General features: G+C 65.4%; 21 protein-coding genes. 2 read left to right on the forward strand and 19 right to left on the reverse strand.

Translation table 11 applies throughout. The annotated features are described in order from the left end of the window. The 15 genes from trbL to PCA31118_RS25795 all read right to left on the reverse strand — a co-directional run. Positions 1 to 884: P-type conjugative transfer protein TrbL (gene trbL / locus PCA31118_RS25725; protein WP_150627780.1), on the reverse strand; the 884-nt coding region annotated here is incomplete at its 3' end. Continuing rightward, a complete protein-coding gene (locus PCA31118_RS25730; RefSeq protein ID WP_150627781.1) occupies positions 881 to 1192 on the reverse strand; it encodes a hypothetical protein in 312 nt (103 codons plus the stop codon). The genes trbL and PCA31118_RS25730, both read right to left, overlap by 4 nt. 11 nt (positions 1193 to 1203) lie before the next feature. After that, entirely contained in the window at positions 1204 to 1959 is a 756-nt protein-coding gene (gene trbJ / locus PCA31118_RS25735; protein ID WP_150627782.1) for a P-type conjugative transfer protein TrbJ, read from the reverse strand. Continuing rightward, on the reverse strand, positions 1956 to 4430 hold the full coding sequence (gene trbE / locus PCA31118_RS25740; protein WP_150627783.1) for a conjugal transfer protein TrbE: 2475 nt from the start codon (positions 4428 to 4430) through the stop codon (positions 1956 to 1958). Before trbE ends, trbJ begins: the two co-directional genes overlap by 4 nt. A gap of 12 nt (positions 4431 to 4442) precedes the next feature. Next, positions 4443 to 4715 carry a VirB3 family type IV secretion system protein gene (locus PCA31118_RS25745; RefSeq protein WP_150627784.1) on the reverse strand — a complete coding sequence of 91 codons (273 nt, stop codon included), beginning with the start codon at positions 4713 to 4715 and terminating at the stop codon, positions 4443 to 4445. Then, positions 4712 to 5095 (reverse strand): TrbC/VirB2 family type IV secretion system protein, encoded by a 384-nt coding sequence (locus PCA31118_RS25750; protein ID WP_150627785.1) that lies wholly within the window; start codon positions 5093 to 5095, stop codon positions 4712 to 4714. The genes PCA31118_RS25745 and PCA31118_RS25750 overlap by 4 nt, the downstream gene beginning before the upstream one ends. After that, a complete protein-coding gene (trbB, locus tag PCA31118_RS25755) occupies positions 5092 to 6156 on the reverse strand; it encodes a P-type conjugative transfer ATPase TrbB (protein ID WP_150627786.1) in 1065 nt (354 codons plus the stop codon). The genes PCA31118_RS25750 and trbB overlap by 4 nt, the downstream gene beginning before the upstream one ends. Then, positions 6153 to 6617, reverse strand: a complete 465-nt coding sequence (locus PCA31118_RS25760) for a CopG family transcriptional regulator (protein ID WP_150627787.1) — start codon at positions 6615 to 6617, stop codon at positions 6153 to 6155. The genes trbB and PCA31118_RS25760 overlap by 4 nt, the downstream gene beginning before the upstream one ends. Next, positions 6614 to 8635 (reverse strand): conjugal transfer protein TraG, encoded by a 2022-nt coding sequence (locus PCA31118_RS25765; protein WP_150627788.1) that lies wholly within the window; start codon positions 8633 to 8635, stop codon positions 6614 to 6616. Before PCA31118_RS25765 ends, PCA31118_RS25760 begins: the two co-directional genes overlap by 4 nt. Positions 8636 to 8852: 217 nt before the next feature. Next, a complete protein-coding gene (locus PCA31118_RS25770; RefSeq protein WP_150627789.1) occupies positions 8853 to 9080 on the reverse strand; it encodes an EexN family lipoprotein in 228 nt (75 codons plus the stop codon). Between the two features lie 25 nt (positions 9081 to 9105). Then, entirely contained in the window at positions 9106 to 10020 is a 915-nt protein-coding gene (locus PCA31118_RS25775; protein ID WP_150627790.1) for a LysR family transcriptional regulator, read from the reverse strand. A gap of 158 nt (positions 10021 to 10178) precedes the next feature. After that, on the reverse strand, positions 10179 to 11477 hold the full coding sequence (locus PCA31118_RS25780) for a TolC family protein (protein ID WP_246190440.1): 1299 nt from the start codon (positions 11475 to 11477) through the stop codon (positions 10179 to 10181). After that, the gene (locus PCA31118_RS25785) at positions 11474 to 11794 is read right to left on the reverse strand and encodes a DUF3240 family protein (protein ID WP_150627791.1); all 321 of its coding nucleotides are present in this window, start codon (positions 11792 to 11794) and stop codon (positions 11474 to 11476) included. The genes PCA31118_RS25780 and PCA31118_RS25785 overlap by 4 nt, the downstream gene beginning before the upstream one ends. Next, positions 11791 to 14886, reverse strand: a complete 3096-nt coding sequence (locus tag PCA31118_RS25790) for an efflux RND transporter permease subunit (RefSeq protein ID WP_150627792.1) — start codon at positions 14884 to 14886, stop codon at positions 11791 to 11793. The genes PCA31118_RS25785 and PCA31118_RS25790 overlap by 4 nt, the downstream gene beginning before the upstream one ends. Before the next feature lie 13 nt (positions 14887 to 14899). Further along, positions 14900 to 16123 carry an efflux RND transporter periplasmic adaptor subunit gene (locus tag PCA31118_RS25795; RefSeq protein ID WP_150627793.1) on the reverse strand — a complete coding sequence of 408 codons (1224 nt, stop codon included), beginning with the start codon at positions 16121 to 16123 and terminating at the stop codon, positions 14900 to 14902. A 311-nt stretch (positions 16124 to 16434) separates the two neighbouring features. Here PCA31118_RS25795 and PCA31118_RS25800 point away from each other — a divergent pair, with 311 nt between their 5' ends. Both PCA31118_RS25800 and PCA31118_RS25805 read left to right on the forward strand, forming a co-directional pair. Continuing rightward, the gene (locus PCA31118_RS25800) at positions 16435 to 16989 is read left to right on the forward strand and encodes a cytochrome b (protein WP_150627794.1); all 555 of its coding nucleotides are present in this window, start codon (positions 16435 to 16437) and stop codon (positions 16987 to 16989) included. A gap of 41 nt (positions 16990 to 17030) precedes the next feature. Continuing rightward, complete coding sequence (locus PCA31118_RS25805) at positions 17031 to 17738, forward strand: VIT1/CCC1 transporter family protein (protein WP_021028154.1); 708 nt, start codon at positions 17031 to 17033, stop codon at positions 17736 to 17738. 13 nt (positions 17739 to 17751) lie between these two features. Here the strand turns inward: PCA31118_RS25805 and PCA31118_RS25810 are convergent, their stop codons facing one another. The 4 genes from PCA31118_RS25810 to PCA31118_RS25825 all read right to left on the reverse strand — a co-directional run bounded on the left by PCA31118_RS25810 (position 17752) and on the right by PCA31118_RS25825 (position 23407). Then, positions 17752 to 19164 carry a sensor histidine kinase gene (locus tag PCA31118_RS25810; protein ID WP_150627795.1) on the reverse strand — a complete coding sequence of 471 codons (1413 nt, stop codon included), beginning with the start codon at positions 19162 to 19164 and terminating at the stop codon, positions 17752 to 17754. A gap of 3 nt (positions 19165 to 19167) precedes the next feature. Further along, positions 19168 to 19833, reverse strand: a complete 666-nt coding sequence (locus PCA31118_RS25815) for a response regulator transcription factor (protein WP_012204578.1) — start codon at positions 19831 to 19833, stop codon at positions 19168 to 19170. A 14-nt stretch (positions 19834 to 19847) separates the two neighbouring features. Next, positions 19848 to 21191, reverse strand: coding sequence for a ferredoxin reductase family protein (locus PCA31118_RS25820; RefSeq protein WP_150627796.1), 1344 nt, complete (start codon positions 21189 to 21191; stop codon positions 19848 to 19850). Between the two features lie 215 nt (positions 21192 to 21406). Next, positions 21407 to 23407, reverse strand: a complete 2001-nt coding sequence (locus PCA31118_RS25825; RefSeq protein WP_150627797.1) for a relaxase/mobilization nuclease domain-containing protein — start codon at positions 23405 to 23407, stop codon at positions 21407 to 21409. Between the last annotated feature and the right edge of the window lie 342 nt (positions 23408 to 23749).

Consider the following 23749-nt stretch of genomic DNA (forward strand, 5'->3'; position numbering starts at 1 on the left):
GTGGCCGCTGCGCCCACGGCAACCGCAGCGCCGGCCGCGCCCAGCGCGGCACCGGCCATCGCGCCCGCGCCGAGCTGCGGGCCGCCCGACACCAGCCCGGTCGCAATGCCCGGCCCGAAGATGCCCAGCGCCAGCAGGGTCAGCGAGGCCAGCATGACGACGACCGAATGGTCGATGGACGGCTCGGCCGGCTGCACCTGGAACTCGGCGAACAGGCCCGAGCCAATGCCCACGATCACGGCCAGCACCAGCACCTTGATTCCCGACGACACCACGTTGCCCAAGACCTTTTCAGCGAGGAACGCGGTCTTGTTCCACAGTGCGAACGGCACCAGCACGAAGCCCGCGAGCGTCGTTAGCTTGAACTCGATCAGCGTGATGAAAAGCTGGATCGCCAGCACGAAGAAGCACAGCAGGACGATCAGCCAGGCGAGGAACATCACGACGATGGGCGTGATGTTCACGAACACCTCAGGAAAGCCCGCCATGTCGCCGATCTGCTTGAGGATCGGCGCCCCGGCGTCGATGCCAACCTTGGCCAGCCTGCCCGGTTGCAGGAAGTTCTCCATGCTCAGGGTCGAGCCGCTGGCCGTCAGGCCCAGGCCCGCGAACGAACGGAACACGATGCCGGCCAGCCAGTTGAAGTTGCCGATGATGTAGGCGAAGGCGCCGACGTACAGCACCTTGCGGATCAGCTTGGCGATCACGTCCTCGCCCTGGCCGGTGGCGTGGCCCATCGCCCAGAACAGGCCGGCGATCGTCATGTCGATGACGATCAGCGTGGCCGTGAGAAACGCCACCTCGCCATGCAGCAGGCCAAAGCCCGAGTCGATGTAGCGCGAGAACGTATCGAGGAAGCGGTCGATGATGGTCACGTCATTCATGGCGAGTCCTCCTGCCCAGCCAAGGCCGTCGCATCACTGCCTTCGGTCGGCTCATCGAAGCTGGGCGGAATCGGCGGCAGGTCGGCGAGCGTCTGGTACTCGTCGGGGCCGGCCTTGCCGGAGAGAAAGCGGCGCAGGTCGGCCTGCGCCACCTGCGCGCAGAACGCGCCGCCGTGCTCGCCCGCACGGCACTGCGCGCGCAGCGTGTGCAGCCGGGACGGGTCAGCGGCCAGCGCATCCACCGCAGGCGGCCGGTCGCAGCCGGCCAACAGGGACGTGAGAGCGAACAGGACAGGCGCGTTCTTCATGGCCGTCCCCGTCAGCGGTTGTAGAAATTGATGGGCTGCGGCGTGTACGGCGTGCCTTCACCCAGGAAGCGGCGCGTCACCTCGCGCCCGCGCTCCGTGGCCGCGGCCTGCCGCGCCAGCTCCAGCGAAGCGGCCCGGTCTTGCGTGATCTGGAGCCGCTGCGTCTGGATCGACTGCTTGGCCTGCAAGGCGAGCAACTGGTTCATGGCCTGCATCGCTTGCAGGGCACCCTCCGCCGACTGGCTCTTGCCCACGAGGTCAGCCAGCACGCTTTCGTCGTCGCTCAGGTTCTGCGACGCCTGGGCCTGCATTTGCATGGTGGTCTGCAAGCCGCCCAGCGTGTTCTTCCAACGCTCCTGCGCATCGAGGTACATCTGATTGCCGCTCACCGTGGCGGCGTACTTCTCGGGATACAGGCGCGCAAACTCGCGGTCGATGCTCGTCACGTCGTAGGCCAGGCCCTTGGCCTGCGCGATGAGGCGCTGGGTGTTCGCCAGGTTCGCGCGCAACTGGCCCACCACGCTGGACGGCAGGCTGGCCAAGTTGCGCGCCTGGTTGATGAGCATCTGCGCTTCGTTCTGGAGCTGGCGGATCTGGTTGTTGATCTGCTCCAGCGTGCGAACGGCGGTGAGCGTGTTCTGCACCAGATTGGTCGGGTCGAGCACGATGTCGCCGACGCCGAACAGCGCGTGCGCGGGCTGCGCGATGCCGAAGGCGAGCACGCAGGCGGCGGTCAATGCGGCGAGCTTGGGGGTATGCCGTTTCATGGCTGGTTCTCCTGTGAGTAGTTGGCGGTACGGAGGGAGCCCAGCGCGAGGCCGGGGAATGAGGGCAGCAGGTCGGCCGCCCAATCGAGGCCGCGATGGCGCAGCCACGCGGCTGCGAACGGGGAAGACGCTGCGGAGCTGGCATCGGCCGCGGCGAGCACCGCATCCATGTCGCGCTGGTCTTGCGGCGTGGAAGCGCCCGCGAAGGCCAGCGTCGCTGGCCCCAGGTCGAGGTCGAACAAGCGGTTGCCGAGACGGGATTGGTAGTAGTAGTCGCGCTTCGGAACTGCCGTGGCGACGATCTCGATCTGGCGGCTGTTAAGGCCGAAGCCTTCGTAGATAGCTCGAATCTGCGGTTCGGTCGCCTGCGGGTTGGGCAGGAAGATGCGGCTTGCGCAGCTTTCGATGATCGCGGGCGCGATGCTCGAATCCTTGATGTCGGCCAGCGACTGCGTGGCGAAGATCACCGAGACGTTTTTCTTGCGCAGCGTCTTGAGCCACTGGCGGATGCGCGCCGCAAACACCGGGTCATCGAGGAACAGCCACGCTTCATCGAGAATCAGCAGCGTGGGCGCACCGTCGAAGCGTTCGTCGAAAAGCGCAAAGAGGTAATGCAGCACGGCCATGACGGCGGCCTTGCTGTGCATCAGCTCCTCCATCTCGAAGCACTGCACGTCGGCCATACCCAGCCGGTCGTGGTCGGCGTCCAGCAGCTTGCCGTGCGCGCCGCCGAGCACATAGGGCGCGAGCGCCTGGCGCAGCGCGTTCGATTGCAGCAGCACCGACAGGCCCGTCATCGTGCGCTGCTCCACCGGTGCACCGGCGAGGCTGCCGAGTGCTGACCAGATCGCGGCCTTCTCGTCCGGCCCGACCGCCACGCCTTCGTGCCGCAAGCGGCCTTCGATCCATTCGGCCGCCCAGGTGCGGTAGCTCTCGCGGTCGATGCGGGCAAGTGGCTGGAAGGCGATTTCTCCGTCCGTGCCCAGGTCGTAGTGCTCGCCGCTCAGCCCGAGGATCGTGGCGCGCATCGAGCGCCCCATGTCGAACGCGAAGATGCGCGAACCGCGATAGCGGCGGAACTGCATCGCCAGGGTGGCGAGCAAGACCGACTTGCCCATGCCAGTCGGCCCCGCGACCAGCGTGTGGCCCACGTCGCCGATGTGCGTCACCAGCCGAAACGGCGTGGCGCCATCGGTGCGCGTGACGATCAGCGGCGGGCCGCCCAAGTGGTCGTTCTTCTCCGGGCCGGCCCACACGGCGGACACCGGCATCAGATGCGCCAGGTTCAGCGTCGAGACGATGGGCTGGCGCACGTTCGCGTAGGCATGCCCCGGAATCGAGGACAGCCACGCATCCACGGCGTTGAGCGTTTCGGGGATGGTGACGAAACCCCGCCCCTGAATGACGCGCTCCACCATGCGCAGCTTCTCGTCGGCCACAGCCGGGTCGGCATCGAGCACCGTCAACGTGGCGGTGAGGTAGCCGAAGGCCACTTGATCGCTGCCCAACTCCTGCAAGGCAGCATCGGCATCCGCCGCCTTGTTGCTGGCGTCCGTGTCCACCAGCGGCGACTCCTGCTGAAAGATCGTTTCGCGCAGCAGCGCGATGACGTTCTTGCGCTTGGCGAACCACTGGCGGCGCAGGCGCCCCAATTCCCGTTCCGCCTCGGATTTGTCGAGGCACAGAAAGCGCGTACTCCAGCGATACCCAAATCCCAGGCGGTTGAGGTCGTCCAAAATTCCCGGCCAGGTCGAGGTCGGGAAGCCCCGCACCGTCGCCACGCGCAGGTGCCGGTCGCCCAGCATGGGTGCCAGGCCGCCGACCAGCGGCGAGTCGGTCAGCAGCGCGTCGATGTGGAACGGCACCTCGGGCACGCCCACGCGGTAGCGCCGCGTCGAGATGGTCGAGTGCAGATAGGTCAGCGTCTGGCTGTCGTCCAGCCAGGCGATTTCTGGCATGACGCCATCGAGCAGGTCAAAGACCCGATCCGTTTCCGCGACGAAGGCTTGCAGCCGCTCGCGCCAGTCCACGCCATTCGTCGGCGTGTTCTCGTAGAGCATCTTGGCGGCGCGGGCGCGCGATTCCTCGGGCGGCAGGTACACCAGCGTCAGGTGATAGCCGCTCTCGAAGTGGTTGCCCGATTCCTCGAAGGTAGCCCGGCGTTCTTCGTCCACCAGCCACGACAGCGGCTCGGGAAACTCCGAGTGCGGGTAGTCGGCAGCGGTGCGGCGCTCGGCCTCAATGAACAGCGCCCAGCCCGAACCCAGCCGGCGCAGCGCGTTGTTCAGGCGTGCCGACGTGGCGATCAGCTCGCCTTGCGTGGCGCTATCGAGGTCAGGCCCGCGAAACCGGGCGGTACGCTGGAAACTGCCGTCCTTGTTCAAGACGACACCCGGCGCGACCAGTCCGGCCCAGGGCAGCCAGTCGGCGAGCAAGGCCGGGCGCTGGCGGTATTCGGCAAGGTTCAGCATGGCGGCGTCCCCTCACACGTCCAGCAGCGGGCGGTGTTTGATGTGCCGGGCGAACACGGCCATGAACTGCGGATCAAGGCGCGCGCCCCAGACCGCCAACGCATGGCCGGCGATCCAGAGCACGACGCCAGGAATCCACAGTTGCAGGCCCAGCCCGACGGCGGCGGCCAGCGTGCCGTTGGCAATCGCCACGGTGCGCGGTGCGCCGCGCAGCAAGATCGGCTCGGTCAGCGAGCGATGCAGCGGCACCTCGAACCCGGCCGCGAAGGTGTCCGGGCCGCTCATACAACAGCCCCGCCGGAGAAGCTGAAGAACGACAGGAAGAACGAGGACGCGGCGAAGGCGATGCTCAAGCCGAACACGATCTGGATCAGCTTGCGAAAGCCGCCCGACGTGTCGCCAAAGGCCAGCGCGAGGCCCGTGGCGATGATGATGATGACGGCCACGATGCGCGCTACCGGCCCCTGGATGGATTCGAGGATGGATTGCAGCGGGCCTTCCCAGGGCATCGAGGAGCCAGCGGCCTGCGCGGTGCCGGCCAGGAACAGCAGCAGCGCGGACAGCAGCAGCCCTTGCGCCGCAGGGCGGGCCAGGTTGTGCAGCCGCGCAAGGCGTAAAGCCGGATTTGCAGAAAAACGGAAAGCAGGAACGATCATCAGCGTCATGGCAGTTCTCCAGGTTGGTCAGGGGACGGGGAAATCGCCGCAGCGGGTGCGGCATCGGGGATCGGCGACAGCTCGGGAAACGGCGTTTCCAGCGCGTCCGCCTCCCAATTCGCCAATCGGTAGCCCACACCGTCGAAGCCGACGACGCGGGCAATGCTCTCGATGCGGCGCTTGCGTCCGCGTCCGGCGATGTGGATCACCACGTTGACCGCCTCGGCGATCAGCGCACGCGGCGGATTCACCGCCACTTCGAGAATCAGTTGCTCCAGGCGCAGCAGTGCTCCGAGCGCGGAGCCGGCGTGGATCGTGGCGATGCCGCCCGGATGGCCCGTGCCCCACACCTTGATGAGATCCAGCGCCTCGGCCCCGCGCACCTCGCCGACGACGACGCGATCAGGGCGCAGGCGCATGGACGAACGCACCAGCTCGGTCATGGACACCACGCCTGCGCGTGTGCGCAGCGGTACGTGGTCGCGGGCCGCGCATTGCAGCTCCACCGTGTCTTCAAGCACCAGCACGCGGTCGCCGGTGGAGGCGATTTCCGCGAGCAAGGCATTGGCGAGCGTGGTCTTGCCGCTGCTGGTGGCGCCGGCGATCAGGATGTTCTGGCGCTCGCGCACGGCGCGCACCAGAAAGGCCGCCTGGGCAGCGGTCATCATTCCGTCCAAGACGTACCGCTCCAGCGGAATCACGCCGAGGGCGCGCTTGCGCAGCGCAAAGGCCGGCCCCGGCGCGGCGGGCGGCAAGATGCCCTCGAAGCGTTCGCCCGTCTCGGGCAGTTCGGCCGATAGCAGCGGCTGGCCGCGATGCACCTCTGCGCCGACGTGGGCCGCGACCAAGCGGATGATTCGCTCGCCATCGGCCTCGGGCATTTCCACGCCCATAGGCGCGCGGCCCGACGACAGGCGATCCACCCAAAGGGTGCGGTCGGGGTTGAGCATGATTTCCACCACGTCGGGGTCTTCGAGCGCGGTGGCGATCAGCGGCCCCATTGCCGTGCGCAGCATCTGGATGCGCCGGTCGAGCGACGTGGCGCTCATGGATTGGGGAATGGCGCTCATGACGCGCGCTCCTGCGCTTCTGTGGCTGCCGCCGCGTCCTCCATCCGTACCGGATCGGGATGCAGCTCTTCCACCACGTCACGCACGAGGCTTCGCCCGCGCAGCAGGTGGCGGCCAAGCTGTTCCACGAACTGCTCGAAGCGCGCCTTGCCCTGGGCGCGGGCCGCGTCTTGGTGCGCCTCGGGAACTGGCGTGCTGACCGTGAGGTAGTAGCGGATGAACAGCGCCAGCGTTTCGATTGCGATGTTCTGGTCGCGCTCCATGCGCTCGGTCTGGCGCGAAAGGCGATCCAGCCGCTTGGCGATGGCCGCCTCGCGCTGGTCGGCCGCATCGGGCGACAGCCAAGATGCGAGCGCCGCCGCGACGATGCTGGACTTGGACACGCCTTTCTTGGCGGCCAGTTCATCGAGTCGCTGGGCGTGCTCGGGCTGGATAAAGAGGTTCAGGCGGTAGTGGCTCATAGCTCGATTCCGTCGTTGGGGTCGAGGGATGCCAGCCGGACCGTGCGTTGCAAGGCCGTATCGAGCTGGCGCGGGAGGGGCAGCGGTAAGTCGTCGTCGTCATCAAGCAGCCCGAGGTCGGCCGCGGGCGCGGCTTGCTCGGGGTCGTAGGCAACGGTTTCGGAAAGCTCGGGCTGGCGGCGCGGGCCGCCGTCGTCGGCCGTACCCAGGTGTTCCAGGCCATCGGCGGATGACGTAGCCGGCGCGGCAGGCGTCGGCGGAATCGCCAGGCCACTCCAGTCGTCAGCGCGTGCGGGAGGAACATCGGCATAGCGCCCTGGACTGGACGCTGTGGCGAGCGCAGGCGGCGACAGCACGCGCCGCTTGAAGTTGGCGTCGGCGTAGTAGCGCAGCTTCTTGGCCTTGATCGGCGCGACGCTGGACACCATCACCACCGCCTCGTCGGGCGGAAGCTGCATGACTTCGCCCGGCGTAAGCAGCGGGCGCGCGGTTTCCTGCCGCGACACCATGAGGTGCCCCAGCCACGGCGCGAGCCGGTGGCCCGCGTAGTTGCGCTGCGCGCGCAGCTCGGTCGCAGTGCCCAGCGTCTCCGAAATGCGCTTGGCTGTGCGTTCGTCGTTGGTGGCGAACGTCACGCGCACATGGCAGTTGTCGAGGATCGAATGGTTCTGGCCGTAGGCTTTGTCGATCTGGTTGAGCGACTGCGCGATGAGGAAGCTGCGGATGCCGTAGCCCGCCATGAAGGCCAAGGCCGTCTCGAAGAAGTCCAGGCGCCCGAGTGCTGGGAACTCATCGAGCATCAGCAGCAGCTTGTGGCGGCGCTCGATGCCATCGCTGCCATCCAGCGATTCGGTGAGCCGCCGTCCGATCTGGTTGAGGATCAGGCGAATGAGTGGTTTGGTGCGAGAAATGTCCGAAGGCGGCACCACCAGGTACAGCGATACCGGGTGTTCTGCGGAAATGAGATCGGCGATGCGCCAGTCGCAGCGCGACGTGACTTCGGCCACCGTAGGATCACGATAGAGGCCCAAGAACGACATGGCGGTGCTCAACACGCCGGAACGCTCGTTGTCCGACTTGTTGAGCACTTCGCGCGCCGCAGAGGCCACCACCGGATGCGGGCCATTGCCCAGGTGGGGCGTGGTCATCATCCGGTGCAAGGTCAGCTCGAACGGGCTGGCCGGATCGGAGAGGAAATTCGCCACGCCGCGCAGCGTCTTGTCTTCGCCCGCGTACAGCACATGCAAGATGGCGCCGACCAGCAGCGCGTGCGAAGTCTTCTCCCAATGGTTGCGGCGTTCGAGCGCGCCTTCGGGATCGACCAGAATGTCAGCGATGTTCTGCACGTCGCGCACTTCATGCGCGCCGCGCCGCACTTCCAACAGCGGGTTGTAGGCTGCTGAATGGCTATCTGTCGGGTTGAACAAGAGGCAGTGCGAGAAACGCGAACGCCAGCCAGCCGTGATCTGCCAGTTCTCGCCCTTGATGTCGTGGATGACGGCAGACGCGGGCCAGGAAAGCAGCGTCGGCACCACCAAGCCGACGCCTTTACCGCTGCGCGTGGGCGCGAAGGTCAGGACGTGTTCCGGGCCTTCGTGACGCAGGTACTGGCCTTGGTGCTGGCCAAGGAAGACGCCCGCCGGGCTCGATAACCCAGCCTTGCGAATGTCCTCCGCGTTCGCCCAGCGGGCCGAGCCGTAGGTGGTGACGAGGCGAGATTGGCGCGAGCGCCAGATCGACATGCCGATGGCGACCAGCACGGCGACGAGGCCGCTGCCGCCGGCAATCGCACCGCCGATGTCGAAAACACGGGGCGCGTAGGCGTCGAAGAAGAACCACCACTCGAACAGCCGCCACGGGTGGTAGACCGGCGTGCCCAGGAAGTCAAACCAGGGCGAGCCAAGGCGTACTTGATAGCCAAGGGCCGCTGCTGTCCATTGTGTGGCTGCCCACACGCCGGCGATCACGATGCCGAACACGACGGCAATCTGACCGAACAGCACGTTCGTCCCTTGCATGACCTTGCCTCCAATCACGGCACACGGAGGTGCCGCAACACTGAGGATCAAGGCGTGTGCGCAGGCCGGTCAAAGGCCGTTATGGCGGTAATTCAGGCTGAAAAGGCCAGATTTCTTGCAGGGGCGAAGACAATAAAAACGCCGCGAACGCGGGCGCGTTGCGGCGTATGGAGGTAATAGCGAGAGCTTCGTCGCAGCGATACGACAGCAGCGGACGTTACTTCGTCTTTTGCTCCGGCCGATCACCGAAGAAGCGCCGGTTGGCGGCTTCGGCCGCGCGCACGCAGAGTTCGTCGCCGACCTTTGCGCGATCCTCCTTGCATTGGCGCTGGAGTTCCTTGATGCGCTCGGGATGAGCCACAAGGTAGTCCACGGTTTCGGAAGGTAGGGATGGGCCGCAAGCGGTCAGCGTGGCGGCCAGCATCAACAGCGTTAGCTTGTTCATGGTTCCAGTCCTTTCGTCAGGCGGGTCAGGAGTCTTCGGCGGCGCCCAGGTCATCCGCCGAATCAATAAAGGCCACTCGTTCGATGAACCGGGCCAACATCTCGGAGGGTTCAGCATCGCGGCGCAGCAGATAGGTCATCAGCATGGGCGGCTGGCCCGCCAAGGGCCGGCCCACGACGCCGGGTTCGCGGTTGGAAGCGATGTGCGCTGCGCCCGCGAGCCCCAAGGCCAGGCCGGCGGAAACCAAAGTCATCATCACGTCGAAGGTCGCCACGCGCTGCGCGATCAAAGGCTCTTGATTGAGTGTGCGAAGAAAGCGATCCACCTGGCGAGCATGGCCTTCGCATACTGCGGGGTCGCCCAGCACCAGCGGGTAGCGCAGCACTTCCTCCAGCGGAATCTGCTTGAAGGCGAGCACGGGATGGCGGGCGGGCACAGCCACCATCAATTCGTCTTCCCATGCGGGCGTGACCAGGATGCCATCGCCCGCGTTTTCCGCCATCGAGAAACCTGCGTCATACAAATCATCGTGCAAGCCCTGGATCTGTTGATCCAAGGGCATCTCGAACAGCCGGATTTCCACCTCAGGATCTTCCTCGCGGCTTCGCGCTAGCAAGGCGGGCAAGCGCGATGGCGTGATGCCGTCCGACAGGGCAATGCGCAACTGCCCATGAAAGCCGTTGGTGGCGGACTTGACGCTATCGCGGGCTTGCTCCAGTGCGGTGAAGACGCGCGGTACATGCGCGAGGAACGACTGACCTGCGCGGGTCAGTTGGGTGCTGCGGGTGGTACGAACGAACAGACGGGCACCGAGTTCTTCTTCCAGTTCCTTGATAGTTCGTGAAAGTGGAGATTGATCGATGTGTAGCCGTTCAGCAGCGCGAGCGAAATGAAGCTCCTCGGCAACGATGAGAAAGCAGCGAAGATGTCGAAATTCCATAGCGCTCACTCCTTTTTCGTTCGTTGAATTCGCTGTCTAGTTGGCTAAAGAAGAAAGCATCGCGAAAGTGCCAAAGCTTTAAGTCATGATGACAAACAACGCGGTGGCGCTTCTAATCTTGGTTGCAAGGAAACAGAGGTGCACGCAGAAATCTGAATTCACGGAGCGACATCGGCATGCACCTCCTCGGAATGCCACAGCGCATGCGCGTCGATACGCACCAGTGCCGATGCTTGCAACGCATCGACGCGAACCTGTGCCTCGGCGAGTCGTGTCTGGCGCAGGTTGCGCAACGTCAAGAGGTATTCGGCCAAGGGGGCCTCTCCCAATTCCCAAGCCCGCCGCGTGCGGTTGCTGGCCGTGGTCTGCGCGGCCAGCGCCTGCGCGAATGACTGCCACTGCGTGCGCTTACTGTCAGCAGCCTGCACGGCGACCCATGCACCTTGCTCGACCGCGCGCCGCACGCCGAGCGCCTCCGCCTCTGCGGCCGCCGCGTTGGCGCTTTCCGTTGCGGCCATTGCACTGCGATAGTCTGTGCCAAATGGCACTGTTAAGACGACGCCAATGACACGTTCCGAGCCGCCGCGTTCAGACATCATGCGTACCCCGACGGTCGGGTCGGGCGTGCGGTTGGCGCGGGCGCGCTCAGCCACCTTGGCAAGACGGGCCGCCTCTCCATCTGCAATGCCGATTTCGACGCTCTGCCGCACGATACGCGCCAGCCAGTCGTGTGAGCCGCCTGGCAAAGGGGCGGGATCTGGCAGCGTGGATGGCTGGGCGGGAATCTCAATGCCGGGGAACTCGATCACCACCGTTTGACGCGCTGCCCGTTCTGCGTCGCGCGCAGCGCTGACCTGGGCTGCAAGCATTGCGCGCTCGGCTTGCAGAACGTCGCTGTCCCGCCGCGCGGCATCGCCCAGGGCCACGCGCCGGGCCATTGCTTCCTGCTCACGAATAAGCAACTTTTCCTGCGCTTGCATCTCGTCGGCTACGACGAAACTGCGCAGCCATCCGGCCCAGATTTCCAACAGTCGCCTTGCCATTTGGTGCTCGGCATCTTCAAGGCGCATATCGGCCACCCTGCGGGTACGGCTGCCGATGTCCCGATCTATACGTGCCTTGTTTGGCAAGCGAACAGCACGGCTGAGCTGGATTTCCCATTCGTTGAAGCGGCGCGCTTCATCGGTCACATTGCGGCGCTGCAGACTGCTACTGAGGTCAAATTCGTGGCTACCAGCTTCAAGGGCGCTTTGCGTGGCAGCAGCCGCGTCCAAGCGAGCGGCTGCGGCATTCACGACCGGCTGGGTTTTAATCGCCGTTTCGACTTGCGCCTGCGCAGGCAGCCAGGATAGATCATCGGCACGCGCTTGCGCGGGATGGAATGTCAAAGCCGCGATGGCCACCATGACGGCACCAGTCGGTAGTACCAGGCTGCATCCTTTGTTTTTATTCGTCATACCAGTCTTCCACTTGCCAACACCGGCTCCACCCACCAGCGCACGTCGCTCGATGCGATGCGCTGGCGCAGATGCGCCAGAACCTGTTCCAGCCGTTCGGGTTCGATCAACACCCAGATGACACGCCGATCCACACGGCCGCGAACCTTCTCGCGAATGGACGCGCGTGCGAAGTCGCCGGTATGCCCCTCGGCGTGCAACAGGGTGAACCCTGGCAGCACCGGGTCGGCCATCAGGGCGTCGGTGACGGCGTCTTCGAGCGCGGGGGGAAATACCAGATTCAGGCGCACCAGTTGCGCTTCTTTCAATCCGTTCATGCGCGGACTCCTTGTTGTGAGGAGATGGCCTGGCCGAATCGCCGGTACAGCACCGGCAGCAGGACCAGGGTCAGCGCCGTGGAACTGACCAGTCCGCCAATCACCACGATGGCGAGTGGGCGCTGGATCTCAGAGCCAGGGCCACTGGCCAGCAGCAGGGGCACCAGGCCAAAGGCGGTGATGGAGGCCGTCATCAGCACCGGACGCAGCCGGCGCAGCGAGCCTTCGCGCACCACCTGTTCCATGGGCAAGCCTAGCGCGTGCAAGTGGTTGAAGTGCGTCACCAGCACTAATCCGTTGAGCACGGCGATGCCCAACAGCGCGATGAAGCCGACCGAAGCAGGCACCGACAGGTATTGCCCCGACAGCCACAGTGCCGCCACGCCGCCGACCATGGCAAACGGCACGTTGCCCAGAATGAGCGCGGCCTGCCGCACCGAGCCGAAGGTCATGAACAGCACGAAGAAGATCAGCCCAAGGGCCACGGGCACCACCATGCCAAGGCGGGCTGCCGCGCGCTGCTGGTTCTCGAACTGGCCGCCCCATTCGACGCGGTATCCGGGCGGCAGCGGCACGTCGCGCGCCACGGCTGCGCGCGCTTCATCCACGAAGCCGACCAGATCGCGCCCGCTCACGCTGGACTGGATCAGCGCGAAGCGCGAGCCGTTCTCGCGCCGCACCAGCACGGGGCCATCGGTGGTGGCGATGCGCGCCAGCGAGGCCAGGGGGATTTCGCCCTGATCGCCACGGGCGAGCTGCAAGTCCTTGAACCGCTCGGCCGATCCGCGCAGGCGGGCGTCGCCGCGCACCACGATGGGCGTGCGCCTGTCCGGCTCGATCACCAGTCCGGCCGGCACGCCTTCGAGCTGCGCGCGCAACTCGTCCTGAACCTGCGTCACGGCCAGCCCGGCGCGCCCCGCAGCCTGCGCATCCACCTTCACCTGCAGGTATTCCACGCTGTCGCTGGCCTGGGTAAGCACGTCGCGCGCGCCGGGCACTTTCTCAATGCGAGCGGCCATGCGCTGGGCAAGATCGCCCAGCGTTTGCAGATCAGGGCCGAACAGCTTGACGGCCACGTCGCCCCGGCTTCCGGTGAGCATTTCGGAGATGCGCATCTCGATGGGCTGCGTGAAGCCGAATTCCAGGCCGGGGAAGGCGTCCATCACCTTGCGGATCTCGGCGCTCAAAGCGTCCTTGTCGGCTGCATGCCAATCCTTGCGCGGTGCAAGCTGCATAAACAGGTCGGTTTCGTTCAGGCCCATCGGGTCGAGCCCCAACTCATCGGAGCCCACCCGTGCGATGCTGTGCCGCACCTCGGGTACCGCCGCACCGATGGCCTTCTGCACGGCAAGGTCGATCTCCAGCGAGCGTTGCAGCCCGATGGACGGCGGCTTTTGCAGTTGCAGCAGGATGTCGCCTTCGTCCATCGTCGGCATGAACGCCTTGCCCGTGCCGAGGTAGGCCACCACACCCAGCGCCAGGGCCGCAATGGCGACCGCCGATGCGCGCAGCGGGTGATGCAGCGCAGCCTCCAGCAGCGGTTGGTACAGGCGCGTGGCCCAGCGCATCACCCACGGCTCGGTGTGCGCGTGTTCCTTGAGCAGCAGGGAGGCAAGCACCGGCACCAGCGTGAGTGACAACAGCAGCGAGACGCCCAGGGCGAACACGATGGTCAGCGCCACCGGCACGAACAGTTTGCCCTCCAACCCTTGCAGGGTGAGCAGCGGCATGAAGGTCAAGCAGATGATGAGGATGCCCGAGGCCACGGGCACGGCAACCTCGCGCGCCGCCGCGAATATGCGGTGCAGGCGCGGCTGGTGCGCGCCGGGCGCATTCGGGTCGAGCCGGCTGACGGCGTTTTCCACCACCACCACGGCAGCGTCCACCAGCATGCCGATGGCGATTGCGAGGCCCCCCAAGCTCATCAAGTTGGCGCTCATGCCGACAAGGCGCATCAGCAGAAAGGTGCCCAGGGCCGCCAAAGGCACCATCACCGCCACCACCAGCGCGGCACGAAGCTCGCCGAGGAACAGAAGCAGCAGGACGACGACCAGTACGGTCGCTTCCAGCAGAGCGCTTTCTACCGTGCCCACAGCGCGCTCGATCAGCGTGCTGCGGTCATAGAACGGCACCACCTTGACGCCGGGTGGCAGGCTGGGCGCCACCTCGTCCAGCCGGGCTCGGATGGCTTTGACCAGCGCCGAAGCATCGGCCCCGCGCAGCGCCACCACGATGCCTTCCACCGCTTCCCCTGCACCGTCCCGGGTGACGGCGCCATAGCGAGTCACGCCTTCGGTCCGTACCTGGGCCACGTCGCCCAGGCGAACTGGGGCCGTGCCATTGGCCCCGGCACGCAGGATCAGACGGGATAAATCGTCCAACGTGTGGATCGCACCTTCGGACCGCACGATCAACGTGTTTTCGCCTGCATCCAGGCGGCCCGCACCGTCATTGCGGTTGTTGCGGCCGATCGCCGTGATGACGTCCGAGAAGCTGAGGCCCGCAGCGGAAAGCCGAGCGCGATCTGGCACCACGGCAAAGCTCTTGGCTTCGCCGCCCAGCACGTTGACATCGGCAACACCGGGCAGTGTGCGCAGGGCCGGGCGCAGCGTCCAGTCCAGCAGGGCGCGACGCTCGCTCAACGTGAGGCCACCGCCTTCGATGGTGAACATGAACACGTCCGACAGCGGTGTCGAAATCGGCGCCAGCCCGCCGCTGACGCCTTCGGGCAGGCTGCTCGAAACACCGGCATAGCGTTCGGCCACCTGCTGGCGCGCCCAGTAGATGTCGCTGCCTTCGGCAAAGTCCAGCGTGATGTCCGCGATGGCGTACTTGGCGGTGGAGCGCAGCATCACGCCCTGTGGCACGCCGAGCAATTCCATCTCCAGCGGTGTGATCACGCGCGACTCCACCTCCTCGGGCGTCATGCCAGGGGCCTTGATGATCAGCTTGACCTGCGTGGGGGAAATATCCGGATAGGCGTCGATCGGCAGTCGCAGGAAGGCCGCCAGGCCCGCACCCGCCAAGGCCAGCACGCCCAGCAGCACCAGCGCGCGCTGGCGCAGGGAAAATTCAATCAGACGGGACAACATGCGTGGTCGCCCCTCAATGCAATGGAATCATGGATTTGAGCAGTGCCGTACCGCGCACGACGACTTGCATGCCGGCCACGAGCGGCGCGGTGTCAGGGGAGGTGGGACGTACGGCGTTTGACGCCTCTGATTCGTCTTGCCCCAGCAGTTGCACGGGAACGGCGCGGACGCGCAGGTCGCCTTGCTTGTCTTGCGATGCCGGCTCCGCAACGTAGAGCACGTGGCCGCTGCCCGCTGGCAGCAGTGCGGACGATGGCACGCTCAAGGTGCCCTGCGGTGCTGGCAGCAACAGCGCGACACTGATCTGCTGCCCCGCCGCATAGTGGTCAGCCCCTGTCTGCTCTGCATCGACGCGGGCACGTACCCGCAGGCTTTGACTACTGAGGTCAGTGTCGCCACCAACAGCCGTCACGCGAGCGGTCGTGCCATCGGGAAGACGCACTTCCAAGCCGGGGTGGAGATCCAAGCGCCAGCGCAGCGGAACCGCGACGCTGACATCCAGCGGGCCAGGCTCAGCCACCACGAAGGCGGCGTCGAGCGGCGCGACCGCCTGCCCGAGGCTCAGGTGACGACGCATCACCCGCCCGGACAAAGGCGCCATCAATTCATACTCGCCGGCCTGCCCGCCACTCACAGGTCGAAGCCGTGCGAGGGCGCCATTGGCCTCTTGCAACGTACTTTGCGCAGCCGCTGCGCGCGCCTGGGTCTGCTCGTTGCGAGCGGCCGGGATGATGCCCTCGGCCAAGAGCGTGGCATCGCGCCGGGCCTGCGCCGCGGCCACTGCCGCTTCGGTGCGGGCACGCGCCAGATCAGCCTGCGCCGCCAGAACGTCCTTGCTCTGGATGCGCGCCAGCGCTTGTCCTTGGCGCACTGCGGCGCCTTCATCGACCAGAACGCGCGTCACCACGCCGCCATAGGGCGCCACGACTTGCGCGCTGGCCGAGAGTGGTGCCACCGTCTGCGCGGGTAAGCCATCCAGCGGTATCACTGCGGCATCCTTGACGAGTGCGGTTTCCACACCCTGCGCGCGAAGCTGAGCGGCGTTGAGGTGAACACCGGCAGCGTTCGGTTGGGCGGCAGCCTCGCTCGCGTCTTTATCGGCTACGGTTGTCTGCTGCGTTGTCCAAGCCCACCAGCCGTACCCTGCGGCAGCCAGAACCGTCACACCGATGGCGGACAGGGCCAGGGTCTTGGTTCGGCTGGAGGTGCCCGCCGCTTTCAAGGTCGGGGGGCTCATGCTTGTGCCGCCCCGAACGATGCAAGGCAGACTACCGAGCACACGGCGGGGATTGAAAATCCGTCGCATATGAAAAGGTGCGCGAGGTCAGCGAGGCGAAACATACAGTCGATCTCTTGTGGAACATCGACTCATCTTCCTCGGCGAAGCTTTGAGAAAGCTTTGGAGAAAACGAAATTTGCTCAGTACGATGTATTTCGGCGAAACGCCTGTTTTGAGCAGCAAGCAATCGATAAACTGATTTTTCAGTAACTTGCTCTGATATGCCAACGGTGCGCCTTTGCTATCTCAAGTATCGGAAGCCATACACCATGAACATCAGGAATTCCGAATATCGTTTCAGTCCTTTGGTCATAGGACTGCATTGGCTGACCGTGCTTCTCATCATCGCGGTCTATGCGAGCATGGAGCTGCGCGGAGTGGCACCCAAGGGAAGCGCCTTGAGAGACGCCATGAAGTCCTTGCACTACCTGCTGGGCCTCAGCGTTCTGGTGATCGTCGTGATCCGTATCGGGGTGCGCTTCCAGGCGGGAGCGAAGCCCGCGATCCAACCACCCATGCCACGCTGGCAGGCCACGCTCGCCGATGCCATGCACTATGCACTCTATAGCTTCATGCTCGCCATGCCGCTGCTCGGATGGCTCACCTTGAGCGCGGCGGGCAAGCCGATTGTTCTGTTTGGCTTGCCCATTCCCTCTCTGATCGGCACCGACGTTGCTCTGTCGCGCCAATTCAAGGATGTCCATGAGGCGCTGGCGACATTGGGCTATGTCTTGATCGGATTGCATGCGATGGCGGCGCTGTTGCACCACTACGTCATGCGTGACAACACCTTAGTTCGCATGCTTCCCGGTCATCGCCCCTGAACTGCTGGCCTCAGACTGCTTCACATGGATTTGATTTTCTAATGACAAAATTCCACCATCGCGCTCACCCTGAAAGCCATCGCACTGAACATATCGGATGGCTGCGCGCCGCTGTTCTGGGTGCCAATGACGGCATCATTTCCACGGCCAGCCTGGTCGCTGGCGTGGCTGCGGCCCATGCAAGCCATGCCAGCATCATGACCACGGCCATCGCGGGGCTGGTAGCCGGTGCCATGTCCATGGCAGCAGGCGAATTCGTATCGGTCTATTCACAAGCCGATACTGAGAAAGCTGACCTGGCGCGGGAACGTGATGAACTGAAGAACAGTCCGGAAGCAGAGCACCGGGAACTGACAGCCATCTACGTCCGGCGTGGCCTGGATCATCGACTCGCGGATCAGGTCGCCACGCAATTGATGGCCCACGATGCGTTGGGCGCGCACGCGCGCGATGAATTGGGCATCTCCGAAACCTTGAGCGCTCGCCCGCTGCAAGCCGCCATGGCGTCCGCTGGAAGCTTCGCCGTGGGTGCGGCCATGCCGCTGGCCGTGGTTCTGTTGGCGCCGGAGCAGAGCCTGCTCTATTGGATCGTCGCGACGGCGATTGTCTTCCTGGCCCTGCTCGGCGCTGCGGCCGCTGCCGTGGGTGGTACGCCGCTCTTCAAAAGCGCGCTGCGCGTCGCGTTCTGGGGCACATTTGCCATGGCGGTGACAGCGGGCGTGGGAGCCATGTTCGGCACTGCGGTGTAGATCTGCGTCAATCTCAGAGCAGCGGTGGCCAAGGGCCAAGCCGCGCGGACAGCCGACCGTTGTCCAGTGAGAACGCCAGCGGCAGGTCTATGGCATGCGCGAGCGCAAGAGCCAGTGCAAGACCCAGCCCAGCGTGGTACGCGGTGCCACCTTCGGAATCCTTTCGCCAGAAGCGAAGGCCGAATTGATCCAGATCGGATGCCTGCAAATTGGGAGCTGTGTTGACGATGGTTAGCATCCAGCCGGAAGCCACGCGCTCTAGCCGACATTGAATGTCGTCGCCTTCGGGCGCGTATTCGATGGCATTGCGCAAGAGGTTGGAGACGATGCGTTCGATCACGCCCTGATCGCTTTGCACCCATGCCGATTCAGGCAAAGTCACACTGATGGGTGACTTGGGCGCCATTTGCTGGACGTTGAATCCCGCCAGCAACTCTTGCAGCAAAGCTGTTAGATCCAGAGGATCAAGCGCAAGTGTGTGTTGGCCGGATTCAAGCCGTGCCAACAACAGCAGAGTGTCCACACTGCGCTGCATGCGTGAACTGGCCTGGATCGTTGCATTCAGGGCGCGCTGGATTCGGGTCGGGTCGGCATCGATCAAAGCGCTTTCTGCGCTGATGCGGATTTCTGCCAAGGGCGTGCGCAACTCGTGGGCCACGTCGCGGGAGAAGCGGCGCTCGCGGGCAATGGCCGCATACAGGTGATGCAAGCCCTGATTGAAGGCTTCGGCGAACGGCCGCAGTTCGCGTGGAAAGTCCGCTCCGATCCGCGCAATCGGCCGATCCGAACGCAGGTCAGCCAGTTGCACGCCGACGCGCTCCAGCATGACCACGATGCGTCGAACCATGAGCAACGCCAGGCCTGTGGCCAGGAGCGTCGCCAGCACGATACCGCCCAGGAGCGTGAAGTGGATGCGCCGCTCGGTTTGATCCCAATCCCGACGTTCTGTTGCCACAACCAGCAATCGAGATTCCTCACCTCTTACCGGCACGCGCGTCGCCAGCGCGCGGCCCGCGTGGCCGTCCGGGAGTATCACGTCGTAGTAGCGTGGGGTGCCTTGCTCCACCGGTCCAAGCGCCAGCTCGGCCCCAGCACTGCTGGGCGAACGCAGCAAGGCTCGGTGGGTCTGCGAATCGAAGACCGTGAAGAACTCGGTATGCCCGCCAGGCTCGTATTCCGGCATGAGGCTTTCGAGCTTTCTCGCATCCAACTCCTGCAGCACGCGCCCCACCGCCGCTGATCGTTGCATCAGGGTGGTATCCATCCGTCGGTAGATTTCGTGGTCGATCCAGTAGTCGAGGACGGGAAACAGGATCGCGAAGGTTCCTCCAATGCAGATCACCAGGCTGGCAGCCAGCCGCCGCTGCAAGGACCAGGATCTGCCTTGGCTCGCATCAGAGAGGGCTTCGAAATCGGGACGTACCATCGTTTAGGGCAGTATGTAGCCGAAGCCACGTCGTGTCACGATCAGTTCATCCAGGCCGCACTGGGCGAGCTTGGTTCGCAAGGTGCTGACGATCACCTCCACCACCTTGTCCGATGCATCGCTGCGGCTGTCGTACAAATGTTCAAAAATCTGCGGGCGCGACAGCGTGGCGCCGCGCCGACGCAGCAGCAAGTCGAGCAGTCCATATTCCTTCGGCGTGAGCCCAAGATCAATGCCCTTGAACCTCGCGGTGCGCGAGCGCGGATCGACCTCCAGATCGCCGTGGCGCAGAACTGGAACGTCCCGTTGCGGCGGACGCCGCACCAGCGCCCGCAGGCGAGCCAGCAGTTCGGCCAGCTCGAAGGGTTTTGTCAGGTAGTCATCGGCACCCGCATCCAAGGCCCGCACCCGGTCGTCGAGCAGTTCGCGCGCGGAGAGCACCAACACCGGTGCGGCATGGGCCTCCCGGCTCAATGCGCGCAACACGCCAAAGCCGTCCAGCCGGGGCAGCATCAAGTCCAGAATGATGGCGTCGTACCGGTAGCTGGCAAGAAACTTCAGCGCGGACACGCCATCGGCTGCTGTATCGCAGGCATAGCCTTCCGACTGAAGGCTCTGGCTCAGGGCTTCGGCCAGCGTTTGCGAGTCTTCCACGATCAATACGCGCATATGCTTTCTTCCATTCAGCGCATCTCGAAAAGCTCCTGGTGGAATGCCTCTGGTGCCAGCCCTTGGGCCAGCAGGTCGGCGCGCAGCGCGCGGCCGAAGGCGGTGGGGCCGCAGAACCAGACACTCGCATCTTTCCACCCCGGCACCATCGCACGCAGACGCTCGCCCGTCAGGCGACCGTCCTTTTTGTCGATGAACAGGTGCAATTCAACGCCGGACGCCTGGCTGTCGGCGCGCAGCTTCTCGATGGCCTGCGGATCAGCGTCGCTCGTCGGATGAAACAAATCGACGGGGCGTGCGTCTTGGCCTTTGTGCTGCGCCAGATACTTCATGCGCGCAATGAATGGCGTGATGCCGATGCCGGCGCCGATCCAGATCTGGCGGGCGCTCTCGTCGTCGAAAGTGAAGCAGCCGTAAGGTCCCTCGACCGTTACCCGGTCGCCGACCCGTAGGCGCTCTGGCAGCCGACGGGTGTGGTCGCCAAGCGCCTTGGTGATGAAGGTGATGCGTCGGTCTTCAGGCACCCAGGCTGAGGCCAGTGTGTAAGGGTGCGGGCCTTCTTTCGGGTTGGACATGGCGAAGGCAAATTGCCCGGGCCGGTGGCCGGGCCAACCAGGGTCCATCTGCAGGGTGGTTTCCAGCACGTTCAGCGCGGGGTAGGTCTGCAGCGATTCGATGACACCGCGCACGGTGCGCTGCGCACCGACCCGGCCCAGCAGCACCCACACTGCCGACACCGTGCCGCTCGCCAGCAGCATAGCCAAAGCCCAACCCACGGGCTGCGTCCAGTAGTCGAACTGCACCAGCACCACGGTGTGGAAGGCCAGCACCAGGTAGATCGCGGCCATCCAGTGGTGCGTCTTGGCGAACAGCCGGTATGGAAAGCGCTTGACCAAAGCCAGTACCAGTAGCACCGCGACGGCATAGAAGGCCCATTCGCCCAAGTCTTCGGCCAGCCCGCGCCAGCCGCGCAGCGCCGATTCAATGGAGCCCATTGAATCGGCCGCCGCGCGGGGCTTGCGCGCCGGGCGCGTCAGCCAGCCCCAGCCCACGGCCCACTTGGTGCCCTGCGCCCACAGCCAGTGCACTGTTGCGGCGGCCAGAGCGGCTATGCCGAGCCACTTGTGCAAGCGGTACATCTTGTCCAGTCCGTTCAAGCTGGGCTCCAGCCACGCAGGGCGCGTGGCCAGCACCATCGCCACGGACATCGTGCCGATGGCCAGTACGCCGCTGTATTGAATCCATACCGTTCGCAGGGCGAAATAGTTGGACTGTGCAGGCCAGAGCGTATCGGTAAAAAGCCATAGAGCGCTCAATGCCAGCGCAAAAAACCAGAACGTCCAAATTATTCTCTTCATCGTGGATTTGTCCCAAATTCTGCGGAAGGCGCATGCGGTACTAGTCGGAAACCATCAATCCAGATAAGCGATAGCGTGCCTTTGAATGTGGCCATGTATCCGCAATTACAGAAAATCTTAATTCTGACATCCCAACCTTTGGTAACGCTTTGGATTGATCAACCATCAATGGATAGGATCAAATTTTCCCCACCGGCTTGTGGCATTACCTTGACTCAAGAAATGGTTGGCCCCCGATGCCGCCCGATTTCCCAAGATGCCCCGCCGCCGCGCATCATGGTGGCGGCGATCTGCTGCCCCAGCCGTGCCTCGATCACCGGCTTCCACGGCACGAGCGAGAATCCCATGCCGCCATCGAGCATCGCGTAGCGCCCGCTGGCGAGCATGACGGAGCGCCGGTAGATGCCGGCCACGCGCTGCCCGTCGGCCACCGGGCGATGCTCCAGGCCGGTATCGGCGGCAATGTCCTTCGCGGCCTGTGCCACTTCCCGGTTGCGCAGCGTGCCCAACAGGTTGCGCGCAAGGAGCACGCGCTGCCCGCGCCGCTCGGCCAGCCCCTGTTCGGCCAAGAAGTCGGCACGATGCTGCATCGCCTGCTTGGCCTCTGCGCCAAAGCCCAGGTCGCCCAGGCCCGAGCCGCCGCCGATCAACTGCTGGTCGAGCCAGGTGGCCCCGATCACGCGGGTCTGCCGTTCAATGGGCAGGTGCGATTTCAGTTCCACGGCCACGCCGCCCAGGCGCTGCGCGTCGTAGCGGCGGCCCTGCTCGGGCAGGTCGCCCGGCACCTTCCATAGCCCTTCGGCCACGCGCTCCACGATGCCGGCCCGGCGCAGGGCCTCCAGCCGGCGGACGTGGGCGGCGATGACTTCCTGCGGGTCGCGGCCGGGCACGGCCTGGCCCTGCGCGATGGCGAGGTGGTGATCGGTGCGGTACAGGCCATCGCTCGTCAGCGCGACGATGTTCCTGTCGGCCGCGCGCACGTTGGCCGATCCCTTCACCTCCACCACGGCCCCGGTGGGATAGTTCGCCAGTTCGTCGCGGGCGTTGAGTGCGACGTAGTGCGCCTTGCCGTCCACGCCGTCGATGACCAGATAGCCCCGGTCGCGCAGCTCGTCGGCCAGCCCCTTCGCGGCCACGCGGCCGAGGATGGTGCGGCCACTTCCATCCGTATCCTGGCCCGGCTCGAACACCGCCAGCTCGCGCGGCTCGCCGCGCATGGCGCGCTGCATGGTGCGGATGATGTCGCCGCGCTCGCCCAGGGCGCGCAGGGTATTTTCCGCATCGGCATGGACGGCCCAGGTGCCCGGCTGCGTCTCGTCGGCCAGGCCCAGGCGCTGCAAGCGTTGCAGGCGGCCGATCAACAGCAGGCGTTGGCGCTGCAAGCGAGGTTCGTTGAGCCGTCCGACATGCACCAGGCCATCGTCGCCGGCCTCGCGCTTCAAGGTGCGATCCAGGCTCGTCCACCGCTCTTGCTCCACCTCGCGCTGTAAGGTCTGCTGGATCTCCAGCTCGGTGCGCGGCCCCAGCCATTCGGTCGCCAGCTCGGCGGCCCGATGGCGGAAGCCGTCGGCGATGTAGTCGCCCGCGATGATGAGGTCTTTGCCGGTGTCGTCGCGCCCGCGCACGACGATGTGCGTGTGCGGGTTGTCGGTGTTCCAGTGGTTCACGGCCACCCAATCGAGGCCCGTCCCAAGGTCGGCTTCCATGCGCCCCATGAGGTGCCGCGTGTAGGTGCGCAGGTCTTCCAGCTCCGCGCCATCCTCGGGCGAGAGGATGAAGCGGAAATGGTGCCGGTCGTCGGCGCAGCGTTCCTTGAAGGCGTCGAGGTCGGCCACGTCGGTCTGCGGCCCGTAGGCTTGGCCCGGCTCGCCGTCGCGGCCCACGCCATCGCGCTCGATGTAGCGCAGGTGCTTGGCGAGCGATTGCGGGCTGGCCCGCTGGTGGTTCACCAGCAGCGTCTTGATGGTCACGCGCCGCGACAGGGGCGTCAGCTTCGCGCCCGCGAAGCGCGTCGCCGTGTGGCCGCGCCCAAGGCGCGAGCCGGGCCGCTGGCCGGTGCCGCGCGCCGATGCCGGGCGGCGCACCGTGGACTTGCCGCTGCTGGCCTTGCCCGCCTGCTTGAGCACCTTGGAAACGAAGCTCTGCCCCAGGCCCTTGCCCCGGTTCTTCGGGGCGCTGGGGCGCACGCGGAAATCGTCATCGCGGCGGTCGGTCATGGCCGTTCTCCCTGCAAACTCTGGCGTGTCCTGTCGTGCGAAGCACGCGGACATGCCCGTATTGGCGCGGGCCACGCGCCCCAAGCAGCACGGCGGCGAAGCCGCGCCGTGCCGCGCCACCCCACGTGCAGACTGGCTTTCGACGCGGCCCGGTGCCACGTCCTTTTGTCTTGCCTTCCGCCTTTGCCCCTCGCTGGCGCTCCGGGCAGCGGCGGCCCGGCGGCGTTGCTGCGCGAGCAGCCAGCGCGCCGGCGAACGCGGCGACGGCCATAGGCCGGGCGCGTTCGAGGCAAGACACCTGCACGTGGGAAAGCAGCGCGAAGCGCGGCGCGGATGCGCTCG

The sequence above is a fragment of the Pandoraea captiosa genome, from assembly GCF_902459775.1.
GTDB lineage: Bacteria > Pseudomonadota > Gammaproteobacteria > Burkholderiales > Burkholderiaceae > Pandoraea > Pandoraea captiosa.

Excerpts from the sequence above, each read along its gene's own strand:
- PCA31118_RS25730 (WP_150627781.1), bottom strand. The coding sequence starts at position 1,192 with ATGAAGAACGCGCCTGTCCTGTTCGCTCTCACGTCCCTGTTGGCCGGC.
- trbJ (WP_150627782.1), bottom strand. The coding sequence starts at position 1,959 with ATGAAACGGCATACCCCCAAGCTCGCCGCATTGACCGCCGCCTGCGTG.
- trbE (WP_150627783.1), bottom strand. The coding sequence starts at position 4,430 with ATGCTGAACCTTGCCGAATACCGCCAGCGCCCGGCCTTGCTCGCCGAC.
- PCA31118_RS25745 (WP_150627784.1), bottom strand. The coding sequence starts at position 4,715 with ATGAGCGGCCCGGACACCTTCGCGGCCGGGTTCGAGGTGCCGCTGCAT.
- PCA31118_RS25750 (WP_150627785.1), bottom strand. The coding sequence starts at position 5,095 with ATGACGCTGATGATCGTTCCTGCTTTCCGTTTTTCTGCAAATCCGGCT.
- trbB (WP_150627786.1), bottom strand. The coding sequence starts at position 6,156 with ATGAGCGCCATTCCCCAATCCATGAGCGCCACGTCGCTCGACCGGCGC.
- PCA31118_RS25760 (WP_150627787.1), bottom strand. The coding sequence starts at position 6,617 with ATGAGCCACTACCGCCTGAACCTCTTTATCCAGCCCGAGCACGCCCAG.
- PCA31118_RS25765 (WP_150627788.1), bottom strand. The coding sequence starts at position 8,635 with ATGCAAGGGACGAACGTGCTGTTCGGTCAGATTGCCGTCGTGTTCGGC.
- PCA31118_RS25770 (WP_150627789.1), bottom strand. The coding sequence starts at position 9,080 with ATGAACAAGCTAACGCTGTTGATGCTGGCCGCCACGCTGACCGCTTGC.
- PCA31118_RS25775 (WP_150627790.1), bottom strand. The coding sequence starts at position 10,020 with ATGGAATTTCGACATCTTCGCTGCTTTCTCATCGTTGCCGAGGAGCTT.
- PCA31118_RS25780 (WP_246190440.1), bottom strand. The coding sequence starts at position 11,477 with ATGACGAATAAAAACAAAGGATGCAGCCTGGTACTACCGACTGGTGCC.
- PCA31118_RS25785 (WP_150627791.1), bottom strand. The coding sequence starts at position 11,794 with ATGAACGGATTGAAAGAAGCGCAACTGGTGCGCCTGAATCTGGTATTT.
- PCA31118_RS25790 (WP_150627792.1), bottom strand. The coding sequence starts at position 14,886 with ATGTTGTCCCGTCTGATTGAATTTTCCCTGCGCCAGCGCGCGCTGGTG.
- PCA31118_RS25795 (WP_150627793.1), bottom strand. The coding sequence starts at position 16,123 with ATGAGCCCCCCGACCTTGAAAGCGGCGGGCACCTCCAGCCGAACCAAG.
- PCA31118_RS25800 (WP_150627794.1), top strand. The coding sequence starts at position 16,435 with ATGAACATCAGGAATTCCGAATATCGTTTCAGTCCTTTGGTCATAGGA.
- PCA31118_RS25805 (WP_021028154.1), top strand. The coding sequence starts at position 17,031 with ATGACAAAATTCCACCATCGCGCTCACCCTGAAAGCCATCGCACTGAA.
- PCA31118_RS25810 (WP_150627795.1), bottom strand. The coding sequence starts at position 19,164 with ATGGTACGTCCCGATTTCGAAGCCCTCTCTGATGCGAGCCAAGGCAGA.
- PCA31118_RS25815 (WP_012204578.1), bottom strand. The coding sequence starts at position 19,833 with ATGCGCGTATTGATCGTGGAAGACTCGCAAACGCTGGCCGAAGCCCTG.
- PCA31118_RS25820 (WP_150627796.1), bottom strand. The coding sequence starts at position 21,191 with ATGAAGAGAATAATTTGGACGTTCTGGTTTTTTGCGCTGGCATTGAGC.
- PCA31118_RS25825 (WP_150627797.1), bottom strand. The coding sequence starts at position 23,407 with ATGACCGACCGCCGCGATGACGATTTCCGCGTGCGCCCCAGCGCCCCG.